This window comes from Arthrobacter tumbae (assembly GCF_016907495.1).
GTDB classification, from domain to species: domain Bacteria; phylum Actinomycetota; class Actinomycetes; order Actinomycetales; family Micrococcaceae; genus Arthrobacter_D; species Arthrobacter_D tumbae.
Genome location: NZ_JAFBCC010000001.1, coordinates 1,474,481 through 1,492,268, shown reverse-complemented (window position 1 = coordinate 1,492,268; position 17,788 = coordinate 1,474,481). Strand labels below are relative to the sequence as shown.

21 protein-coding genes are annotated in these 17,788 nt (G+C 62.0%); 13 read left to right on the top strand and 8 right to left on the bottom strand.

Features of this window, described 5'->3' with window-relative positions:
* The first annotated feature begins 8 nt into the window (after positions 1-8).
* Complete coding sequence (locus tag JOD47_RS07135; protein WP_204533215.1) at positions 9-821, top strand: bifunctional allantoicase/(S)-ureidoglycine aminohydrolase; 813 nt, start codon at positions 9-11, stop codon at positions 819-821.
* Positions 822-892: 71 nt separating this feature from the next.
* Complete coding sequence (locus tag JOD47_RS07130; protein WP_204533214.1) at positions 893-1,108, top strand: death domain-containing protein; 216 nt, start codon at positions 893-895, stop codon at positions 1,106-1,108.
* Positions 1,109-1,752: 644 nt separating this feature from the next.
* Here JOD47_RS07130 and JOD47_RS07125 read toward each other — a convergent pair.
* The gene (locus JOD47_RS07125; protein WP_053548963.1) at positions 1,753-2,694 is read right to left on the bottom strand and encodes a GlxA family transcriptional regulator; all 942 of its coding nucleotides are present in this window, start codon (positions 2,692-2,694) and stop codon (positions 1,753-1,755) included.
* 107 nt (positions 2,695-2,801) lie between these two features.
* Between JOD47_RS07125 and JOD47_RS07120 the strand changes: the two genes are divergently transcribed.
* From JOD47_RS07120 to JOD47_RS07110, 3 genes are all read left to right on the top strand, one after another.
* Entirely contained in the window at positions 2,802-3,113 is a 312-nt protein-coding gene (locus tag JOD47_RS07120; RefSeq protein ID WP_033107114.1) for a putative quinol monooxygenase, read from the top strand.
* Positions 3,114-3,707: 594 nt separating this feature from the next.
* Positions 3,708-5,033, top strand: coding sequence for an ISL3-like element ISPfr2 family transposase (locus JOD47_RS07115; RefSeq protein ID WP_204533213.1), 1,326 nt, complete (start codon positions 3,708-3,710; stop codon positions 5,031-5,033).
* Between the two features lie 118 nt (positions 5,034-5,151).
* Positions 5,152-6,477, top strand: coding sequence for an ISL3-like element ISPfr2 family transposase (locus JOD47_RS07110; protein ID WP_204533213.1), 1,326 nt, complete (start codon positions 5,152-5,154; stop codon positions 6,475-6,477).
* Here JOD47_RS07110 and JOD47_RS07105 read toward each other — a convergent pair.
* Complete coding sequence (locus JOD47_RS07105) at positions 6,443-6,898, bottom strand: competence protein CoiA family protein (RefSeq protein ID WP_307836392.1); 456 nt, start codon at positions 6,896-6,898, stop codon at positions 6,443-6,445. The genes JOD47_RS07110 and JOD47_RS07105 overlap by 35 nt on opposite strands.
* A gap of 185 nt (positions 6,899-7,083) precedes the next feature.
* On the opposite strand from JOD47_RS07105, the gene JOD47_RS07100 reads away from it, so the two are divergent.
* Positions 7,084-8,292 carry an AlbA family DNA-binding domain-containing protein gene (locus JOD47_RS07100; protein ID WP_204533209.1) on the top strand — a complete coding sequence of 403 codons (1,209 nt, stop codon included), beginning with the start codon at positions 7,084-7,086 and terminating at the stop codon, positions 8,290-8,292.
* A 10-nt stretch (positions 8,293-8,302) separates the two neighbouring features.
* Entirely contained in the window at positions 8,303-8,854 is a 552-nt protein-coding gene (locus JOD47_RS07095) for a hypothetical protein (protein ID WP_204533207.1), read from the top strand.
* 743 nt (positions 8,855-9,597) lie between these two features.
* On the opposite strand, the gene JOD47_RS07090 is transcribed toward JOD47_RS07095, so the two are convergent.
* On the bottom strand, positions 9,598-9,771 hold the full coding sequence (locus tag JOD47_RS07090; protein WP_204533206.1) for a hypothetical protein: 174 nt from the start codon (positions 9,769-9,771) through the stop codon (positions 9,598-9,600).
* A 119-nt stretch (positions 9,772-9,890) separates the two neighbouring features.
* Here JOD47_RS07090 and JOD47_RS07085 point away from each other — a divergent pair, with 119 nt between their 5' ends.
* The 3 genes from JOD47_RS07085 to JOD47_RS07075 all read left to right on the top strand — a co-directional run bounded on the left by JOD47_RS07085 (position 9,891) and on the right by JOD47_RS07075 (position 11,981).
* Complete coding sequence (locus JOD47_RS07085) at positions 9,891-10,619, top strand: class I SAM-dependent methyltransferase (RefSeq protein WP_204533205.1); 729 nt, start codon at positions 9,891-9,893, stop codon at positions 10,617-10,619.
* A gap of 29 nt (positions 10,620-10,648) precedes the next feature.
* Complete coding sequence (locus tag JOD47_RS07080) at positions 10,649-11,257, top strand: HAD family hydrolase (protein ID WP_307836220.1); 609 nt, start codon at positions 10,649-10,651, stop codon at positions 11,255-11,257.
* Between the two features lie 142 nt (positions 11,258-11,399).
* Complete coding sequence (locus JOD47_RS07075) at positions 11,400-11,981, top strand: GNAT family N-acetyltransferase (protein WP_239548038.1); 582 nt, start codon at positions 11,400-11,402, stop codon at positions 11,979-11,981.
* Positions 11,982-12,126: 145 nt separating this feature from the next.
* On the opposite strand, the gene JOD47_RS07070 is transcribed toward JOD47_RS07075, so the two are convergent.
* The 3 genes from JOD47_RS07070 to JOD47_RS07060 all read right to left on the bottom strand — a co-directional run bounded on the left by JOD47_RS07070 (position 12,127) and on the right by JOD47_RS07060 (position 13,849).
* Entirely contained in the window at positions 12,127-12,681 is a 555-nt protein-coding gene (locus JOD47_RS07070) for a GNAT family N-acetyltransferase (protein ID WP_204533203.1), read from the bottom strand.
* 89 nt (positions 12,682-12,770) lie between these two features.
* On the bottom strand, positions 12,771-13,175 hold the full coding sequence (locus tag JOD47_RS07065; RefSeq protein ID WP_204533202.1) for a VOC family protein: 405 nt from the start codon (positions 13,173-13,175) through the stop codon (positions 12,771-12,773).
* Positions 13,176-13,246: 71 nt separating this feature from the next.
* Positions 13,247-13,849 (bottom strand): recombinase family protein, encoded by a 603-nt coding sequence (locus JOD47_RS07060; RefSeq protein WP_204533201.1) that lies wholly within the window; start codon positions 13,847-13,849, stop codon positions 13,247-13,249.
* Positions 13,850-14,106: 257 nt separating this feature from the next.
* Here JOD47_RS07060 and JOD47_RS07055 point away from each other — a divergent pair, with 257 nt between their 5' ends.
* Positions 14,107-14,532: a VOC family protein gene (locus tag JOD47_RS07055; RefSeq protein WP_204533200.1), complete on the top strand. Its 426-nt coding sequence runs from the start codon at positions 14,107-14,109 to the stop codon at positions 14,530-14,532.
* A gap of 11 nt (positions 14,533-14,543) precedes the next feature.
* Here the strand turns inward: JOD47_RS07055 and JOD47_RS07050 are convergent, their stop codons facing one another.
* Positions 14,544-15,011 carry an SRPBCC domain-containing protein gene (locus tag JOD47_RS07050; protein ID WP_204533198.1) on the bottom strand — a complete coding sequence of 156 codons (468 nt, stop codon included), beginning with the start codon at positions 15,009-15,011 and terminating at the stop codon, positions 14,544-14,546.
* 134 nt (positions 15,012-15,145) lie between these two features.
* Entirely contained in the window at positions 15,146-15,646 is a 501-nt protein-coding gene (locus JOD47_RS07045) for a GNAT family N-acetyltransferase (RefSeq protein WP_372432843.1), read from the bottom strand.
* A gap of 100 nt (positions 15,647-15,746) precedes the next feature.
* Between JOD47_RS07045 and JOD47_RS07040 the strand changes: the two genes are divergently transcribed.
* On the top strand, positions 15,747-16,751 hold the full coding sequence (locus JOD47_RS07040) for a saccharopine dehydrogenase family protein (protein ID WP_239548037.1): 1,005 nt from the start codon (positions 15,747-15,749) through the stop codon (positions 16,749-16,751).
* Positions 16,752-16,868: 117 nt separating this feature from the next.
* Positions 16,869-17,531, top strand: a complete 663-nt coding sequence (locus tag JOD47_RS07035) for a DUF1294 domain-containing protein (RefSeq protein WP_204533195.1) — start codon at positions 16,869-16,871, stop codon at positions 17,529-17,531.
* Positions 17,532-17,788: the final 257 nt, after the last annotated feature.

Genomic DNA, 17,788 nt, shown 5'->3' with positions numbered 1-17,788 from the left:
ACTGAACGTTGAGCAACTACTACGCACCTGAAACCGTCCTTCCGCCGCAGACGGACCTGCTGACCGGCCGCGCCGTCGTCACCGAGGCCTACACGGTCATTCCCCGCGGGGTCCTCCGCGACATCGTGGTCAGCGAACTCCCCGACTGGACCGGGACCCGCACCTGGATCCTGAACCGGCCGGTGGCAGGCGGCGCGACGACATTCGCCCAGTACCTGCTCGAAGTCTCGCAGGGCGGTGGCTCCACCAACCCCGAGCCGGAAGCGGGGGTGGAGTCCTTCGTGTTCCTCCTTGAGGGAGCTCTCACCATCAAGCTCGAGGGCGAGCTGCACGACCTCACGCCCGGCGGATTCGCTTTCATTCCGCCGGGTGCCGAATGGGAAGTCTCCAACTCCTCGCCGGAGCTCGCAAAGTTCCAGTGGATCCGCAAGGCGTACCAGCCGCTTGCCGGGCACACACCCAAGGCCCGCGTTGGCAATGAGAAGGACATCGAGCCCGGCGCGATGCCCGGTACCGACAACAAATGGCGCACCACCCGCATGCTGCCCACCGATGACATGGCCTATGACATGCACATCAACGTCGTCACGTTCGAGCCCGGCGCCGTCATTCCCTTCGCGGAGACGCACGTCATGGAGCACGGGCTCTATGTGCTGGAGGGCAAGGCCGTGTACCGGCTCAATCAGGACTGGGTGGAGGTTCAGGAAGGCGATTACATGTCCCTCCGCGCGTTCTGCCCGCAGGCCTGCTACGCCGGCGGTCCGTCCAACTTCCGCTACCTGCTCTACAAGGACGTGAACCGTCAGATCAAACTGACCTAAGCTGCCGCAGCTTATGGAGGGCCTGTCAACAACTGTTGACGGGCCCTCCATGTGTCAACTAATGTTGACACATGGAGGGGGATCGAATGAAAACTCTGGTGGCATCAATGGATGGGAAAGGTCCCGCCGACGCACTGCACGCCGTTGCGGAGTTGCAGAAGGAAGTCTCACGCACTGAAGCGTCCCTGGTCCGCGCGGCCAGGCAGGGAGGACTGTCGTGGGAAGCGATTGCCCTGTGCCTGGGCGTGAGCAAGCAGGCCGTCCATCGCAAGTACGGAAAGCGCTAACGCACGAGGCACCGATCATGGGCTAGAGACGCGAGGGTCGCTACGCCTCAAGCAAACCCCATCCTTCGACGCTGGCGGCCGCTAGAACGGATCCGTGCCGGGACCAGCCAGCCCCAAGAGGGTAATTGACATATTGGGCCCTTATCGGCATTCGACGATGTCGAGTTCCATCTGATGTGGTCCCGCTTTCGGCAGGTCCTTGTCCTAGCTGACCCCAGAACGGTTGCTTCTCGGTGCGGGTGACTAATTGGGCTCTTCCCAGATGAGGGTGTAGGTCGGCCGGGAGCGTCGGTCCGCAGATAGACGTCGAGGTCTCCCGACGACGGAGGTTCCTACGCCATCCGTCCGAAAGACCTCGACGTGACCGACGCTACCCCGCCGGCCGGCTTCGGCCGCCCTGACCTGACCGCCTTCGCGTCTCATCCCAGTCGACCCTGATCGAGTCTGCTGACCCCCTCGACGAGAAAGCAGCGACATCACAGCCACCCAACCCCGACCGTCCGGGAAGCCGGGACACGTCACATGACCTGTGCTGCGGGCGTGTCGAGTGGGTCGTCCAGGGGCGACGCAGGAGCGTCGACGCGACGTGCTGAGAGGTGGTTCCAGTCGAGCGCTAGGACACCGGCTACAGGCATGGCGATAGGTCAGGAACGGCGTCGCTCCCTGCGCAGGAGGGAGCGCAGAGTCTCGGCGTTCGCGTAGCCGACCCGTAGCGCGATCTCGGCGGAGGTGAAGTCCGTGGTTGCTGAGAGGTGCCGAGCTCGTTCGATGCGAAGCCGTTGGACGAAGCCGAGCGGAGTGAGGTTGAGCGCCGCACGGACTCGTCGTTCGAGGGTGCGCCGGCTGGTGCCGAGCGACTGCGCGACGAAGGCGACGTTGAACGGTTCGTCCAGGCGGGCGCGCACGAAGCGTTCGAACTCGACGACGATCGGGTCCTCGTGCCGGAGATGTTCGTAGGCGACGAAGGCCGCCTGCGACGGACGCTCGTCGATGATGAGGAGCTTGGCGACATGTTGGGCCAGGTCGGGGCTGATCGATCGCACGAGTGAGAGCGCGAGGTCGATGTGGGCGAACGCGGCGCCGGCGGTGACGAGGTTCCCGTCGACCACGACCATGGTGTCGAGATCGAGGGCGACGGTCGGATAGCGCTTCAGGAACTCCGGCCCCAGGAACCAGCTGGTCGTCGCCCTCCGATGATGCATCCGTCCGGTCTCGGCGACAGCGAACACGCCGGTGCACGCCGCGGCGATCCGGGTGGTCGCCTCGTCGAGGCGCCCGAGCGAGGCGATGACCGAACGAGCATCTCGGCTCTGGAGGACGTCGTTGGTAGCGGCGGCCGTAAGGGTTCCAAGCGCAGGGACGACGACCACGTCGAACTCTCCGGACTCCGACAGCGGGTGGTCCACCGACAGGGTCATCGATGCCGTCGTGGTCACTCGCCGTTTCGGTCCGAGGATGGCGAGTTCGATCGGGTCGATCCGCGGGTCGACATCGCCGCGGGCTCCGTCGGCCACCCGCACGATGTCGATGATCGACGCGATAGCCGAACCGAAGCAGCCGTCGATCGCGATCAGTCCGATACGCATGACGTAAACAATAGCAATACTGCCGCATACGCCACTCCCCACCGGCCCTCGCTCGTCATACGCTGGACTCGTCCCACGAAGAACCCCGACGTCAAGGAGAGTCCCTCATGTCCACACCCGCATCACTTCCGTATGCCTTCGTCGCCAAGATCGTCGCGGCCGATGGACAGCACGACGCGGTCGCCGATCTGCTCGCCGGCGCTGTCGCACTCGCCAACGAAGAAGTAGGAACGATTGTCTGGTTCGCGGTCAGGACCCACGCCGACACCTTCTGGATCTTCGATGCATTCCCCGACGAAGCCGCTCGCGACGCCCACGCCAACGGCGCCATCGTCGCAGCCCTGATGGCCAACCAGCACCTCCTCGGCGCAGCACCCGAGATCCTGGCGGCCGACGTCCTCGCGTCCAAGCTCCCGTAGTCCGCCAACGCACGAGACGATCGCGCCCCGCCGAGCCGTCGCCAGGTCGCGACGCAACGCCACGCTGCGTTGCCGAGCGGTGCGAGGCCTATCGGCACACGGACAGGATGCCGGCCGCGAGCGCTCAGCCGGCGAGGGGTCCGTCGCAGAGGAGAGCGACGTCGGTGTCGGGCAGAGCCGTGAGGCCAGCGCATCGCGCGACCACCAGAACGGTTCGCCGGAGCCGCCTGTCGCAATCGAACGGACGACCTAATCACGTCGGCTTTGCGTCTATCGCTTGATGCGCCCACTGGGCGAACGAGCCGCTGACCTGCGCAAACGCCGAGCGTGGAGGACGCCGCCATCCGGTGGTGACTGACGACGACCGACCAGTACCGACCGTTTCACCGGAGCTTGCGGCGGCGTCGAAGCCGAGCAAGCTCCATTCTTTTAGCTCACCGCGCCCTCCTCCTCGCCGGCCCCGTCGTCGGCGAAGACGTTTCAGGGGTCTTCTCAGATGACGGTGTAGGTCGGCCGGGCGCGTCGGTCCGCAGATAGACGTCGAGGTCTCCCGACGACGGAGGTTCCTACGCCATCCATCCGAAAGACCTCGACGTGTCCGACGCTACCCCGCCGGCCGGATTCGGCCGCCCTGACCTGACCGCCTTCGCTCGACTCGACGGCCTCGGTCTGAGCGTGACCGGACAACGACTTGAACCGGATCGTGCGGTCCTCGCGTGCCGCGTGGTGGAACCAGATCAGTGGTGCCGACGGTGCGGCAGCGAAGGCGCTGCTCGTGACACCGTGATCCGGCGGTTGGCCCACGAGCCGCTGGGCTGGCGACCGACCGTGCTGGAAGTTGTAGTGCGCCGCTACCGCTGTGCCGACTGCGGACACGTGTGGCGCCAAGACACCAGCGCCGCGGCGGAGCCACGCGCGAAGCTCTCGCGCACCGGGCTGCGGTGGGCGCTGGAAGGGATCGTGGTCGCACACCTCACCGTCGCACGTGTCGCCGAGGGACTCGGGGTCGCGTGGGACACCGCCAACAACGCGGTCCTGGCTGAAGGCAAGCGGCTGCTGATCAACGACCCCACGCGGTTCGAGGGCGTGAAGGTCATTGGCGTCGATGAGCACGTCTGGCGCCACACCAGGCGTGGCGACAAGTACGTCACCGTGATCATCGACCTCACCCCGGTCCGCGATGGCGCCGGCCCAGCAAGGCTGCTGGACATGGTCGAGGGCCGGTCGAAGGCGGCGTTCAAGACCTGGCTCGCCGACCGCGACGACGCCTTCCGTGACGCGGTCGAGGTGGTCGCGATGGACGGCTTCACCGGGTTTAAGACCGCCGCTGCAGAGGAGATCCCGGACGCGGTCACGGTGATGGATCCCTTCCACGTCGTGCGCCTGGCCGGTGACGCCCTCGACAGGTGCCGGCGCCGGGTCCAACTCGCGATCCACGGGCACCGTGGGTTCAGGGACGACCCGCTCTACAAGTCGCGGCGCACGCTGCACACCGGCGCGGACCTGCTCACCGACAAGCAGAGCGACAGGCTACGCGCGCTGTTCGTTGATGACGCTCACGTCGAGGTCGAGGCGAGCTGGGGTGTCTACCAGCGCATGATCGCCGCCTATCGGCACGAGGACCGGCAACGTGGCCGCGAGCTCATGGAGAAGCTGATCACCGACCTCAGCGCCGGCGTCCCCAAGGTGCTCACCGAGCTCACCACCCTGGGCCGGACCCTGAAGAAGCGAGCCGCTGACGTGCTCGCCTACTTCGAACGACCCGGCACCAGCAACGGGCCGACCGAGGCGCTCAACGGACGGCTCGAACACCTGCGCGGCTCCGCACTCGGGTTCCGCAACCTGACCAACTACATCGCCCGAAGCCTGCTCGAGACCGGCGGCTTCAGACCCCAACTCCTACACCCCCGATTGGGATGAGCCGCTTTGGGTCTTCTCAGATGACGGTGTAGGTCGGCCGGGCGCGTCGGTCCGCAGATAGACGTCGAGGTCTCCCGACGACGGAGGTTCCTACGCCATCCATCCGAAAGACCTCGACGTGTCCGACGCTACCCCGCCGGCCGGATTCGGCCGCCCTGACCTGACCGCCTTCGCTCGACTCGACGGCCTCGGTCTGAGCGTGACCGGACAACGACTTGAACCGGATCGTGCGGTCCTCGCGTGCCGCGTGGTGGAACCAGATCAGTGGTGCCGACGGTGCGGCAGCGAAGGCGCTGCTCGTGACACCGTGATCCGGCGGTTGGCCCACGAGCCGCTGGGCTGGCGACCGACCGTGCTGGAAGTTGTAGTGCGCCGCTACCGCTGTGCCGACTGCGGACACGTGTGGCGCCAAGACACCAGCGCCGCGGCGGAGCCACGCGCGAAGCTCTCGCGCACCGGGCTGCGGTGGGCGCTGGAAGGGATCGTGGTCGCACACCTCACCGTCGCACGTGTCGCCGAGGGACTCGGGGTCGCGTGGGACACCGCCAACAACGCGGTCCTGGCTGAAGGCAAGCGGCTGCTGATCAACGACCCCACGCGGTTCGAGGGCGTGAAGGTCATTGGCGTCGATGAGCACGTCTGGCGCCACACCAGGCGTGGCGACAAGTACGTCACCGTGATCATCGACCTCACCCCGGTCCGCGATGGCGCCGGCCCAGCAAGGCTGCTGGACATGGTCGAGGGCCGGTCGAAGGCGGCGTTCAAGACCTGGCTCGCCGACCGCGACGACGCCTTCCGTGACGCGGTCGAGGTGGTCGCGATGGACGGCTTCACCGGGTTTAAGACCGCCGCTGCAGAGGAGATCCCGGACGCGGTCACGGTGATGGATCCCTTCCACGTCGTGCGCCTGGCCGGTGACGCCCTCGACAGGTGCCGGCGCCGGGTCCAACTCGCGATCCACGGGCACCGTGGGTTCAGGGACGACCCGCTCTACAAGTCGCGGCGCACGCTGCACACCGGCGCGGACCTGCTCACCGACAAGCAGAGCGACAGGCTACGCGCGCTGTTCGTTGATGACGCTCACGTCGAGGTCGAGGCGAGCTGGGGTGTCTACCAGCGCATGATCGCCGCCTATCGGCACGAGGACCGGCAACGTGGCCGCGAGCTCATGGAGAAGCTGATCACCGACCTCAGCGCCGGCGTCCCCAAGGTGCTCACCGAGCTCACCACCCTGGGCCGGACCCTGAAGAAGCGAGCCGCTGACGTGCTCGCCTACTTCGAACGACCCGGCACCAGCAACGGGCCGACCGAGGCGCTCAACGGACGGCTCGAACACCTGCGCGGCTCCGCACTCGGGTTCCGCAACCTGACCAACTACATCGCCCGAAGCCTGCTCGAGACCGGCGGCTTCAGACCCCAACTCCTACACCCCCGATTGGGATGAGCCGCCAATGAACGGTACTGGCTCGTTGGCTGTATCGGGCAGTCCGTTCCTCAACATGGCGAGCGGAAATCTGGGAACGCTGGACTTCGAGGGCTACTTCGAAGGAGGGGCCGGAAGCTAGTACATCGGTGCGCCCAGATTCTATTGACACTTCCAGTTGGCACCGGAAACCTGGCATGTTTTCGATCCAGGTCCTGAGAGCCTCTTGAATCGCTAGGTGTGTGTAGCGGTCGCCCAGAGTGTCGGACGGCATCAGTGCGCATTTACTACCGGATTGATGCCGAAAGTGGGGCACGTTTACGTCGCCTATAGCGAAGGTTAGCTCTCCACCGCAGCCTCCAAGAGCGGAAGAACAGTAGAAAGTGTTCGATCCCTTCAAGCGGCGGGCTTCATCGCGTGCTTCTGGGGCGCGAACAGACACGCGAGAGTCCGGTGAGCCGACAACCGCATAGATTTCACGGCCGCCAGAAGGGTTTTCGTTGCGCACTCTCGGACTCTATTCGGGCGGTATGACATTTCCGCTGCCCTGGCGGCTGGGGCAACGAGGTCAGTTATGCGCAGAACTAAGCTGGGAGCATCTTCGCCAATTTCTGAGAGGGGCACGCCGTGCCGTATACCGCTCTTCATCGAGCGCTGGGTTTACATGACCGACCGCTTCAGTACCCCGACTTTGAGGCTGCGGTACAGGCAAGCGTGCCCGAATCAGCGGACCTCGACTGGAAGTACCAGCTGCCTATAGCCGCGACCAAGGATGAGTTCGCCAAGGATGTCGCTGCGATGGCTAATAGTGGTGGCGGAGTCATCATCTACGGGATCGAAGAGCATGATGCCCAAGCGGTGGCTATCAGCGGCGCGGGCGCCTTTGGTGATGCGGTGGAACGAACGCTGCGGTCGTGGGTTGGCAGTCTAGTTCAACCACCCCTCTATACGCTCAACTTCACTGCGTTCGGCCCTGGCGACCGCTTGGTCGTGCTCCTAGAGGTCCCTGCGAGCCTTGATAGTCCGCATCTAGTCCTGCGTGCTGATCGAACATTCCGCGCACCGCGGCGCAACGGCAGCAAAACAGACTACATGTTGGAGCGCGAAATCGAGATTGCGTATCGCAGTCGCTTCCAAGCGAGAAGCGACCGAGAAGGCAGAATGACCGAGCTGCTGCAGGAGCTTGTGAATCGGTTTGACATGGACCAGACCAAAATAGCGATGGTCGCCCGTCCTGTTGCCACGCGCCCAAGTCACCTCGGTCGCATCTCAGAGTCCAAATTAGACGACGTCGCACAGAAATGGATTCAGAACAACGGTTTCACGGTTGAGCGCGGGCCAGGGCTAGGCCGAATTTATGGCAGGGCTAGAGCTGGTTACCGTAAGTGGACAATTAGGGCCCCAGAGGCCAACCCTGAGGGCATCTTCGAGATTCATGACGATGGCACGGTCGCGCTGGGGTACATCCTGCATGCGTCCGGCGAGCTCAGACCAGGCTCTGCATACACGGAACGCCATGCGCAATTAGCACCAGCAACGCTGGCACACGCGATTCAGGCGACATCCCAGACGTTGGGCCTGACAGGCGATTATCAGGCTAAATTCTTGATTCGAGGTAGGACGCTGAGCATGACACTCCGAACATTCGAACACGGACAGTTCACCACAGCAGGACCACACAACATAATCTCCAACTTTGAGCCGGTCGATGCAATGTTCACAGTCGGCACGGACGGCCAGCTCCTACTTCAGCAGGTTCGTGACGCGGCGCGCGATCTGCTCAACTACGGCGGTGTTGCTGATTTCGAGACTCAGTATCTTAGGCCAGTCATTTGACCGGGCTGGTATGAATACGACGCCTCTGTGGGTAGCCATCACCCTCCCTCTCCTCGGCTTCGCCGTAGCTATCCGCAGTGAAATTTTGCGTAGCTACCTTCAGTCACGCCGCGAGGCTGCTGCACGGGTTCACGATCGACAGGAACGCCTAAAGGGCAGACGTGATGAGTTCGAGCTGGCGGTACTGAAAAACGCTTATGCGTCATTGAACCGGCTCGCCAGGGCTGCGATGAGATTTCATCTCATCGATTTGCAGGTGGCTGAAGTGGTTGGGTCTTATGCTTCCCGGCAGACAGGCGATCAAACCGGGCCAGAACTTGAGGAAGAGTTCTTGAAGGCAAAAGTGCAACTCGCCACGGAGCTGGAACTGGTACTCGATGACAATCTCCGAGCACAACTGGAGGCAACACGGGATGCTTTGCTGACACCATCCGCTATGTACAACAGTGAAGCGGCAGAAGCACAGAAAGCAATGAACCGAGCGTTGGCGATGACCGACGAGACACAACGCAGCTTGGGTGCGCGCATTCGGGAGCTTTACGCGGTCTCAGCAGTCGTTTGAGTATGGAGGTCCGAGGGACGGTGTGTTGCGTTGGGGTACACCCAAACGCAACTGTGCAGAACGGAGCCGGATCACGTTGTTCTAGGGTCCGTTCACGGCTTTCGCAACAGACGCGGGCGAGGGTCTACACATCGTGCAACGTTTGCCGGCGGGCAGTGCGTTGAGGATCTTCCGGGACGGCTTGACGGGTTAGCAGCTCACCCCACAGGTGGACGACTTTGAGCTCCACCCTTCGGGCTCCACTCGCCCACAGGTGGATGCCCGACACCGCGGTCACAATCGACTCCAGCTCTCCCTTCGTTCTCAGGTGGCATTAGTAGTTCTATTTAGTCCTGTGAAGGGTCAGCTCTTGCATACGCCAGCACGGCGATAGGAGGCTGTGCACAGCCGCCGCTCGCTCGAGGCGAGCTTAGCTGTGTCGGTGACGTGGTGGGTGTGTGCAGGCGGTCAGCTAGGTTCCCTGCTGTCCAGGTGTGTGCGGGACAAGCAGCGGAGCGTGGGGAGCTTGTGCCGTGCACATGTGGTCAGGAGGCGGCGGAATCCTTCAACGCCAACCCCTCAAAAACGGTCGATATCTTTAGTCCGTCTCCCTAGTTGCCTTACTGGCGCGGAGTATCCGACTTGGAGGTGTCCACCACGCATCTTTGATTGACTTATCGCTCGAGGGATACGGGCGAAATCGTGACGCATTCGAGATGCGCATGGATAACTACCCGGGGACGGCCCTGCGGCCTGGTTGAGTTTCAGGCAGGCTGGGCGAGCTGAAAGATGAATCGGTCGTCGGGTGACCAGATGTGCTCGTTGTCGCAGATCTTCGCCTCCAGGGCCTCGCGAGCCTCGTCGTAGGTCGCGTCGCTGGCCGTGATCCGGTTTGTCGCAGTCTCGCTGCAGCTGCGCACAGTTCCCGTAAGCTTCACTTTCGAACCTCACCATCTACCGCTGACAGCCTCGCGCCGCCACCTCACAAATCTATTCGGCTAACGTCAGGCGGTGCAGGAGAGCGCTAATCGGAGCGGAGCCCCGGTACTCTGGCACGGTGGCTGACTCCCATTCCTCCGATCTGTACGATGCCGTCAATACCTGGGGCGTTGATGACGAGTTCTATCTGAAATTCGTTACGTTGGTCCCTGCTGCGCGGGTGCTCGACCTGGGCTGCGGCACCGGACGCGTGACTCTTGCGGTCGCGCGGGCAGGGTGCGACGTCACAGGTGTGGACCCTAATGGGTCACGGCTCGAAGCGGCGCGGGCGAAGCCGAAGGCCGGGCGTGTGGAATGGATTGAGGGTGACTCGACAGTGATTGGACCGGGTCGCGAGTTCGACGTTGCAATCATGAGCGCGAATGTTCCTCAGGAAATTCTCGACGACGCGGAGTTAGCCCGGTCTTTCGCCGATATCGCAGAACATCTTGTCCCAGGCGGCCGACTTGCTTTCAACAGCCGTGACCCCGAGGCACGAGGTTTGGAAGCATGGACAAAAGAGCGCAGCCACAAACTTGTTCAACTCCCCGAAGGCCAAAGCCAGCACTGGTACCAGACCACCCATGTTGACGAGGCGAACGGCCTGGTTGAATTTTGTGCGCACGAAGTCGGCGTTGACGGCACTGAGAATATCGGATGTGACACCCTCCGCTTCCGTTCAGAAGAGCAACTGCGCGCCATGCTCAGCGACGCAGGATTAGTAGTAGATGACGTATTCGGAGGCTTTGAGGGTGAGCCAGTCGCGAAGGGTAACGGCAGCCTAGTCATTACCGCTCATAAGCCTTAGTGGGGGAACTCTGTGACTAGGCTGAAGCTGTGATTAAGCCGGATGACAGCCGAACGTGGTACCTGTTCGATTACGGGATGGTGATCTCGACTGCACCCGAACCGGATGATTGGGACTTACTGCAGGAGGCAACCGGCATCGACTTGCAGGTGCCGAACAGTGCTTACTGGACCAATCGCGAACGATTCGACGCGGGGGATCTAGAGCCCTTGGAATACTGGTCGAGAGTAGTTGGCCGTCAAATCACTGATCAGTTCACAGAAGTTCTCGAATCCCTCGACGCATCCCAGTGGTCCCACCTGAACCTCAAGACAATGTCTGTTCTAGAGGCTTTGGTGCAGAAGGGTTCCAACCTCGCCCTGCTGTCGAACATGCCTGCTGGGATGTCACGGCGCTTTCTTGCCGAAGCGCCGTGGACCAGACACTTTTCTAGAACGTTTTTTAGTGGGCAGCTTGGCATGACGAAGCCGGACAGGCGGGTCTTCAAGCATGTCCTTGACGAGCTACATGCGCGTGCAGAAGACAGCATCTTCATCGATGACAATGCCCTGAATATCGATACCGCTCAAGCGCTCGGCATCCGCACAGTGGCATACTCTCCCGGAACCAACCTTCACCGGGCACTGAATCTGCCGTAACCACTGCGGTGGCCGGCACCCTGGCCCGGACAGAAAGCACTTGAGCACAGCAGCGGGTGCTAGGAAACGATTCGGTCAATGGGACGGGTCTAGTGTGTGAAAGCCGCCGATCCCGAGTTAGCGAATGCGCAATGATGGTTGCATGAGTCAGTTTGCCAGTGTTGAGGAAGCGACAGCTTATGGTGCCGGAATTCTTGAAGGAGACCGGGTTCGGTTCCGTCGGCTCCACGAGAGCGATCTTGAAAAGCTTGATCAGTGGTGGTCTGCACCGGAATGGGCAGTCTTGCAACAGTCCACTATCCGGCCACGCCCTGAGGGCAGCGCCGCCGAGCTTTATCGGGAATGGAGCGCGAACGCCACCTCCGCAAGCGTCGGATTCAGTATCGAAATTCAAGAGACCAAAGATTTTATCGGTCATGTGGCCCTCTATGGAGCTACCATTCCCGAGCGGGCAGCAACTCTAGGTGTCATCCTCGATCCAGTAAAGACCGGCCAAGGTTATGGTACTGATGCCGTTAAAACTGCAATCCGGTACGGGTTCCTGCAAATGGGTCTCAACCGTATAGAGCTGCAGGCCTGGGCATTCAATACCCGGGCAATTCGGGCTTACTCAAAAGCCGGTTTCGTCGAAGAGGGACGCCGACGTGAAGCGGTGTTCTATGACGGAGCCTTTCACGATCAAATAATCATGTCGATCCTTCAACGCGAATGGGATCATCTGTAGCGGGTCCTATGTGGAGCGGGGGCCCAATGAACGGAAATGATGGATTCCGAGACGCCGAGGACTGGGACAGGACACGCACACAGAACGCGCCTCGTTTCCGTGCCCATTTATTCAGTCATCGTGCTCACGTTCATAGTCGTAGTCTTCATCTGAGATCGATCCAATATCGACGCTTAGGTGCAGACCCTTCAGCTGCTACGGTGTCTTCAAGGATGCCACCACACCGCTCGATCGTACTGATCGATCCTTGATTGTCGTCGTCGCAAGTGACTAGCGCCCGCTCGATGCCGAGGCTTTTAACCACCCGCAGCCCTTGGCGCAGCATCTCGGTTGCATAGCCACGGCGGCGGTGTGCCGGCCGCACGCAGTAGCCGATATGACCGCCCTCTACGAGCAGTGCCGGGGTTAGCTCATGCCGGATGTGGACCCGCCCCACGATCTGATTGCCAATTGCCGCGAACAGCATCGTCGCGGGCACGCGGCCTGGCGAAAGGTTAATGCCGGCCCTGTCCCTCTCAACCTTGTCGAGATACTGTTCCCACGTCTGGTCGGCACGGCGGAGTGTGAAATTGAAGCCGTCCTCTGCGAGCTCTGACTGAGCAGCAAGGACCTGCGCCTCGTCCGTTGGAAGCGGATCCCGCAGGACTAACGATCCTTGGGGATCCAGACTCGACGGAGCGGAGGACTGTGACGTCAACATCTTCAGAACCCTACCCGAGCTGACTCATCGATCTTTTGACGTCAGCTTCGCGTAAGGAAGTAGAGCCAATCGATCGCTCGAATCGGCGCTTACGGCTTTGGGGAGAGAAATTCCAGCCTGTTGCCGTTATTGTCCAGCAGATAGAAGCGTCGCATGCCGGGAAAGTTGTCATCCCATTCAGGTACCAAATCATGTTCCTCAACTCGGCCTGCCAGAGCGTCCAGGTCCTGAACAAGGATTCCCGGGTGAGCTTTCCTCTGCGGCCTGAAGTCTTCCTCTACGCCCAAATGAATCTCAAGGCTGTCCGCCCTCACCCATAAGCCACCCCGTGCAGCAAGGACCGGAGGCTTCTCCACTTCAGTCAGACCAAGAACGCCTACGTAAAACTTTCGGCAATCGTCCTCACCGCCAGGCGGCAGGGCGAGTTGGACATGATGTAGCCCGAGCTTGAAAGGAGTTTCAGCAGGAGCATCCAAATACTGATCAACCGACATCGCTTTCCCATCTGGTCGCGTGTACGACGTTCATCTCGACTCTAAACCCAGGCCCATAGGCGGCGGCTGGATCACGCATGGTTCGTCGGGGTTTCGCTGATCACGAGGGCTTGCTGGTGCCGGTATAGGGTGGCGCGGCTCCAGCCAACGAGTCGTGCGGCTTCTTCTGCGGTTCGCCCCTTGGCTCGTGCGTCAGCTGCGATGGCTAGCTTGTCGGCGACCACCTTTGAATCTGAAAGCGGACGCCCGAATCGGGTGCCGTTCTGCTTGGCAGCTGCGATGCCGGCGTTGACCCGTTCGGTGATGAGCTCCCGCTCATACTCCGCGAGGGTGGCAAGCATATTCAACATCAGACGACCGGTCGAGGTTGCCGGGTCTATCCCGTCCGAGAGGGACCGGATGAGGATTCCTCGTTCACGGAGCAAGTTGACCGTGTTCAGGACATCGATGAGTGATCGACCGAGTCTGTCGACGCGCCACACAATGATGGTGTCTCCTTCATCGGCGTATTCAAGGAGCTTCTTCATCCCGGGCCGCTCGATCGCAGCTCTGCTGCCTGAGGTGACATCGGAGAAGATGTCACGCTTATGCGCGCCGGCCGCAATGAGTGCGTAGAGCTGCAGCTGCGCATCTTGGGTTGATGTGCTGACGCGGGTGTATCCGAGATGCCTCATACCGTCATTCTGACTCAGAAACCTCCATCAACGGCGCAGGTGAGACGAAATACGGTGAGATAGGTTTTCGAGACGCGGACTGCCCTGTATTTCCGGGGCGCGTGAAGCCCGCCACGAACTTTGGCGGTGTGTCTTGGAAAGCTGTTGTTTTTCGAGACGCAGGCGAGGCGAGTAGGCGCAAGGTTCTCCATAGACTGGAGGTAGGGTCGCGGAGAATTTTCGGGCTTTCGAATACTCGGCACACGTAAACTGTCCGGATGTCGAGCCCCGCGTTCTTCCTCTACACCCGCAGTAACAACATCGCCGCGTCCCGCCGGTTCTACTCAGAATTGTTGCGGCTTGACCAGATCTGGGACGAGGAAGGTGACATCGCCTACCTAGTTGGAGACACTGTCCAGTTCTCCATCGGTTATGACCCCGACGCGACGGGTGACCACGAGTGGGCTTTCCAGCCTGGCTGGGTGTTTGGGTTAGGTATCGACCCCAACCCAAGGCGTGCCCGCGCGTCGTGGAGCATCCCGCTATCACCCCAGTCGTTCCTGAGCACTGTTGCTCGGGTGCAGGAAGCGGGAATCGCCGCCCTTCGCCCTGAACCCTTCTGGGTCGGTTACTGGAGCTACGTGGTCAAAGACCCAATGGGTCAGACCGTCGAGCTGGCAGACCCCTTCACCGCTGGCCCCTAAGCCCGGCGGTTCTACGACTGGGCAAATGACTCATATGTGGACCAGAACTCGTCCATCGGACGCGGTTGCTCGAGGAGCAGCGCTTCTAGGTATAGAAGGTGCGTGTGCCAACCGGGCAAGTAATTGACCGCCTCGCGCCCCAACTCTTCGTGCTCGAGCTCCAAGGAGGTTGTCTCACCAGCTGGAGAGAGTGCAATCCGCACATGTGAGTTCGCTTCGTCCGGGAACTTCCAGGTCATGCTCAAGAGCTGTCCCGGGCGGCACTCCTGAATGCGGCTGGTGCAGGAGTAGTTCTCAGCGTGCTCAATCGTCACGACATTGCCGGTGACGAGCCTGCCAGAGGTCAATATCCCCAGCCATCGGGGCAATGCTTCAGGATCAGTGAGGCCCCACCAGAGGCGTGCTGCGGGCACGGCCATAGACCAGCTGTGCGATACCCGTCCAGCAGCAGTGTCAATGGAAGAACTCACGAGGGGCATAACGGGAGCCTAACGCGCTTCTTGATCTCGCACTGCGACGTCGGTCTTCTTTCCGCTGGCAGCCGTTCCGCACCGCCGGGTGCGGGCGCGGCTCGTCTACCCCGAGATGGACCCTCGTCTATCGAATGTTTACTTCAATGAACCAGATCACGGACACGCCACACGATCTCGAGTGCAGAATCATCTGTCGGACTTGGTTCGACCCGTTCCACGGTGAAGCCCTCGCGTTCATAGAACGCGCCGGCGCGGTCGTTGGCTGCGAAGTGTTCGATATACAGCTTTTCGGCCTCCGGGGGCAGCCGCTTAGTGAGTGCGTCAAGTAACTGAGGCCCCAGCCCACGACCGCGATGCTGGGGATGCACGTACAGCTTGTAGATCACATGGTTGTCTCCGCTCCGGCCGCGCTGTCCAACACCGACGACCTGGCCGTCCACCTCGGCGACGACGATCAGGCCCTTGCCCGCAGCCGCGGCGATGTGCGCATCGTTCCACCACCTGCGAACCTGGTCATCCGCAGCATCCACGCCGATCAGCGGCGCGTAGTGAGACCGAACGTGCGCCTCGCCGAACCGACAGATAGCCATGACATCGTCGTACTCAGCATCTCCAACAACTAGTTCAAGTTCGGATGAAATCGGGTCGCTCCTTCAACGAACTGCAACTGCTCTCGTCCTAACCAGAATAGGACAGCACGGTCATAAGACACTGTCCAAAAACCCTGACTCGCTCGCTGCGTTGGCCGCGGGCACCAGGGTTCTCTTCACCACGGTGGGTCCCTACGCGAAGTACGGACTGCCTGTCGTCGAGGCTTGTGCCCGCGCCGGCACCCACTACGGGGACCTGACGGGCGAGGTGTCCTTCGTCCGTGAAGCCATCGACCGTTGTGACACCCTGGCAAGGACTACCGGCGCACGGATCGTCCATGCGTGCGGCTACGACTCCGTCCCGTCGGACCTTGCAGTGCTCCTCCTGCACCGCGCCGCGGAGGCCGACGGCGCGGGCGGACTGACCGAGGTGCAGCTCGTCGCCAGGGCCAAGGGTGGCTTCAGCGGCGGCACCATCGAGTCGATGCGTGGGCAGCTCGACGGAATGCGATCGGACCCTGTACTGCGTTTCCTCGCCGGCGATCCCTACTCCCTCAGTCCGGACCGGACGGCGGAGCCCTCGACCCCGCAGCCGGCGGACCTGGGATGGGTCGGCCGCGCGGAGGGCGGCCCGTGGACCGCTCCCTTCATCATGGCGTCGGTGAACACGCGGATCGTGCGTCGCAGCAATGCCCTGCAGGGTTGGGCGTACGGTCGGTCCCTGCGGTACGGCGAGGTGATGTGTATGGGGCGGGGAGCCGCCGGCGCCGTCATCGCCGGAGCGACGGCGCTCGGACTACGGGTGTTCGGAGCCGCACTGGCCCTACCGCTCACGAGGAAACTACTGGACCGAGTCCTTCCGCCTCCCGGTGCGGGCCCGAGCGAGGCCGCGAGGCGCTCAGGCTGGTTCCGGTCCCAGGTAACTGCTTCCACAGCAAGCGGCCTGCGGTACCGGGCCATCGCAGCCGGGCCCGGCGACCCAGGATACGCCGCCACCGCCGTAATGGCCGGGGAGACAGCACTCTCACTCGCCCTCGACGGCGACCGCCTGCCGCCCGCTGCAGGATCACTGACCCCGGCGACCGCCCTCGGCGACGTCCTGGTTGAGAGGCTGCGCGCGGCAGGCCATACCTACGACGTCATTTCCCTCACCTGACGGACGCCGAATCGGATCACAATCCGCACTGGTGCGCCAAGAAAACCTGAAGGCAAAACCGGTGTCTGTACTGGTGGCACGCATGCCGCTCTAACATCGATCGGTAACATGTAGAAAATGGGGATCGGGACCGAGCGGATATCTGGAACGCTGACTTCGTGGAACGACGACCGCGGTTTTGGGTTCATCTCCCGAACGGACACTTCCCAAAAAACGTTCGTGCATATCTCAGCGTTCCCGCCTCGGGCACGCCGACCTCAGCTGGGCGAGGCCCTCACATTTGAGGTTGAGCTCTCCCGAGACGGAAAACAACGCGCAACGCGCGTGCAGCCGGTTGTCCATGCACCAGCGCTAACGTCCCCGATTCGGCGAACGCCTGGAGCAGGAGCTCGGCGCAGACCGGGCACCCTGGCTTATCTCGCAATCCTCGGCTTCGTCATCGCCTACTTGCTTGTCAACGCCATGTGGCCCATCCCGCTGTGGGTCCCAGCACTGTACCTGTTAGCAAGCGGCCTCTGCTTTCTCCTGTATGCGGCGGACAAGGCCGCCGCAGTCTCCGGGGGGTGGCGGACTTCGGAGAAGGCGCTGCTCCTGTTAGATGCCGTCGGTGGGTGGCCGGGCGGTATCGTCGCTCAGCAGGTGCTTCGCCACAAGACGCGCAAGGCGAGCTTTCGCTTTGCTTTCTGGAACAGCGTTGTCGTGAATCTGCTCGCCTTCGCTCTGTTCACTACGCCCCTATTCACGGTGTTTGCTCGATGGGGCAGCGCAGTATTCGGGTGAATCGTCTGCTGAGTAGCATCGACGATGTTGCACTTAGTCGCTGCCCCCACGCTGACCCCTGAACTCATGGAGAAGCTTCCGCCACGAGCACCACTACCGGATTACGCGACTGACGATCTGAGCACTCGTGATCTGTCCAAGTCACAGAGCCGAGACTTCGCCTTGCGCAACCTCCCAGCACCGGACATACAGAACTGACACAATTCGAGCGGTCAGGTACAAAATACCGCTCCAGAAATGCCCCTTGCTGAAGTGGT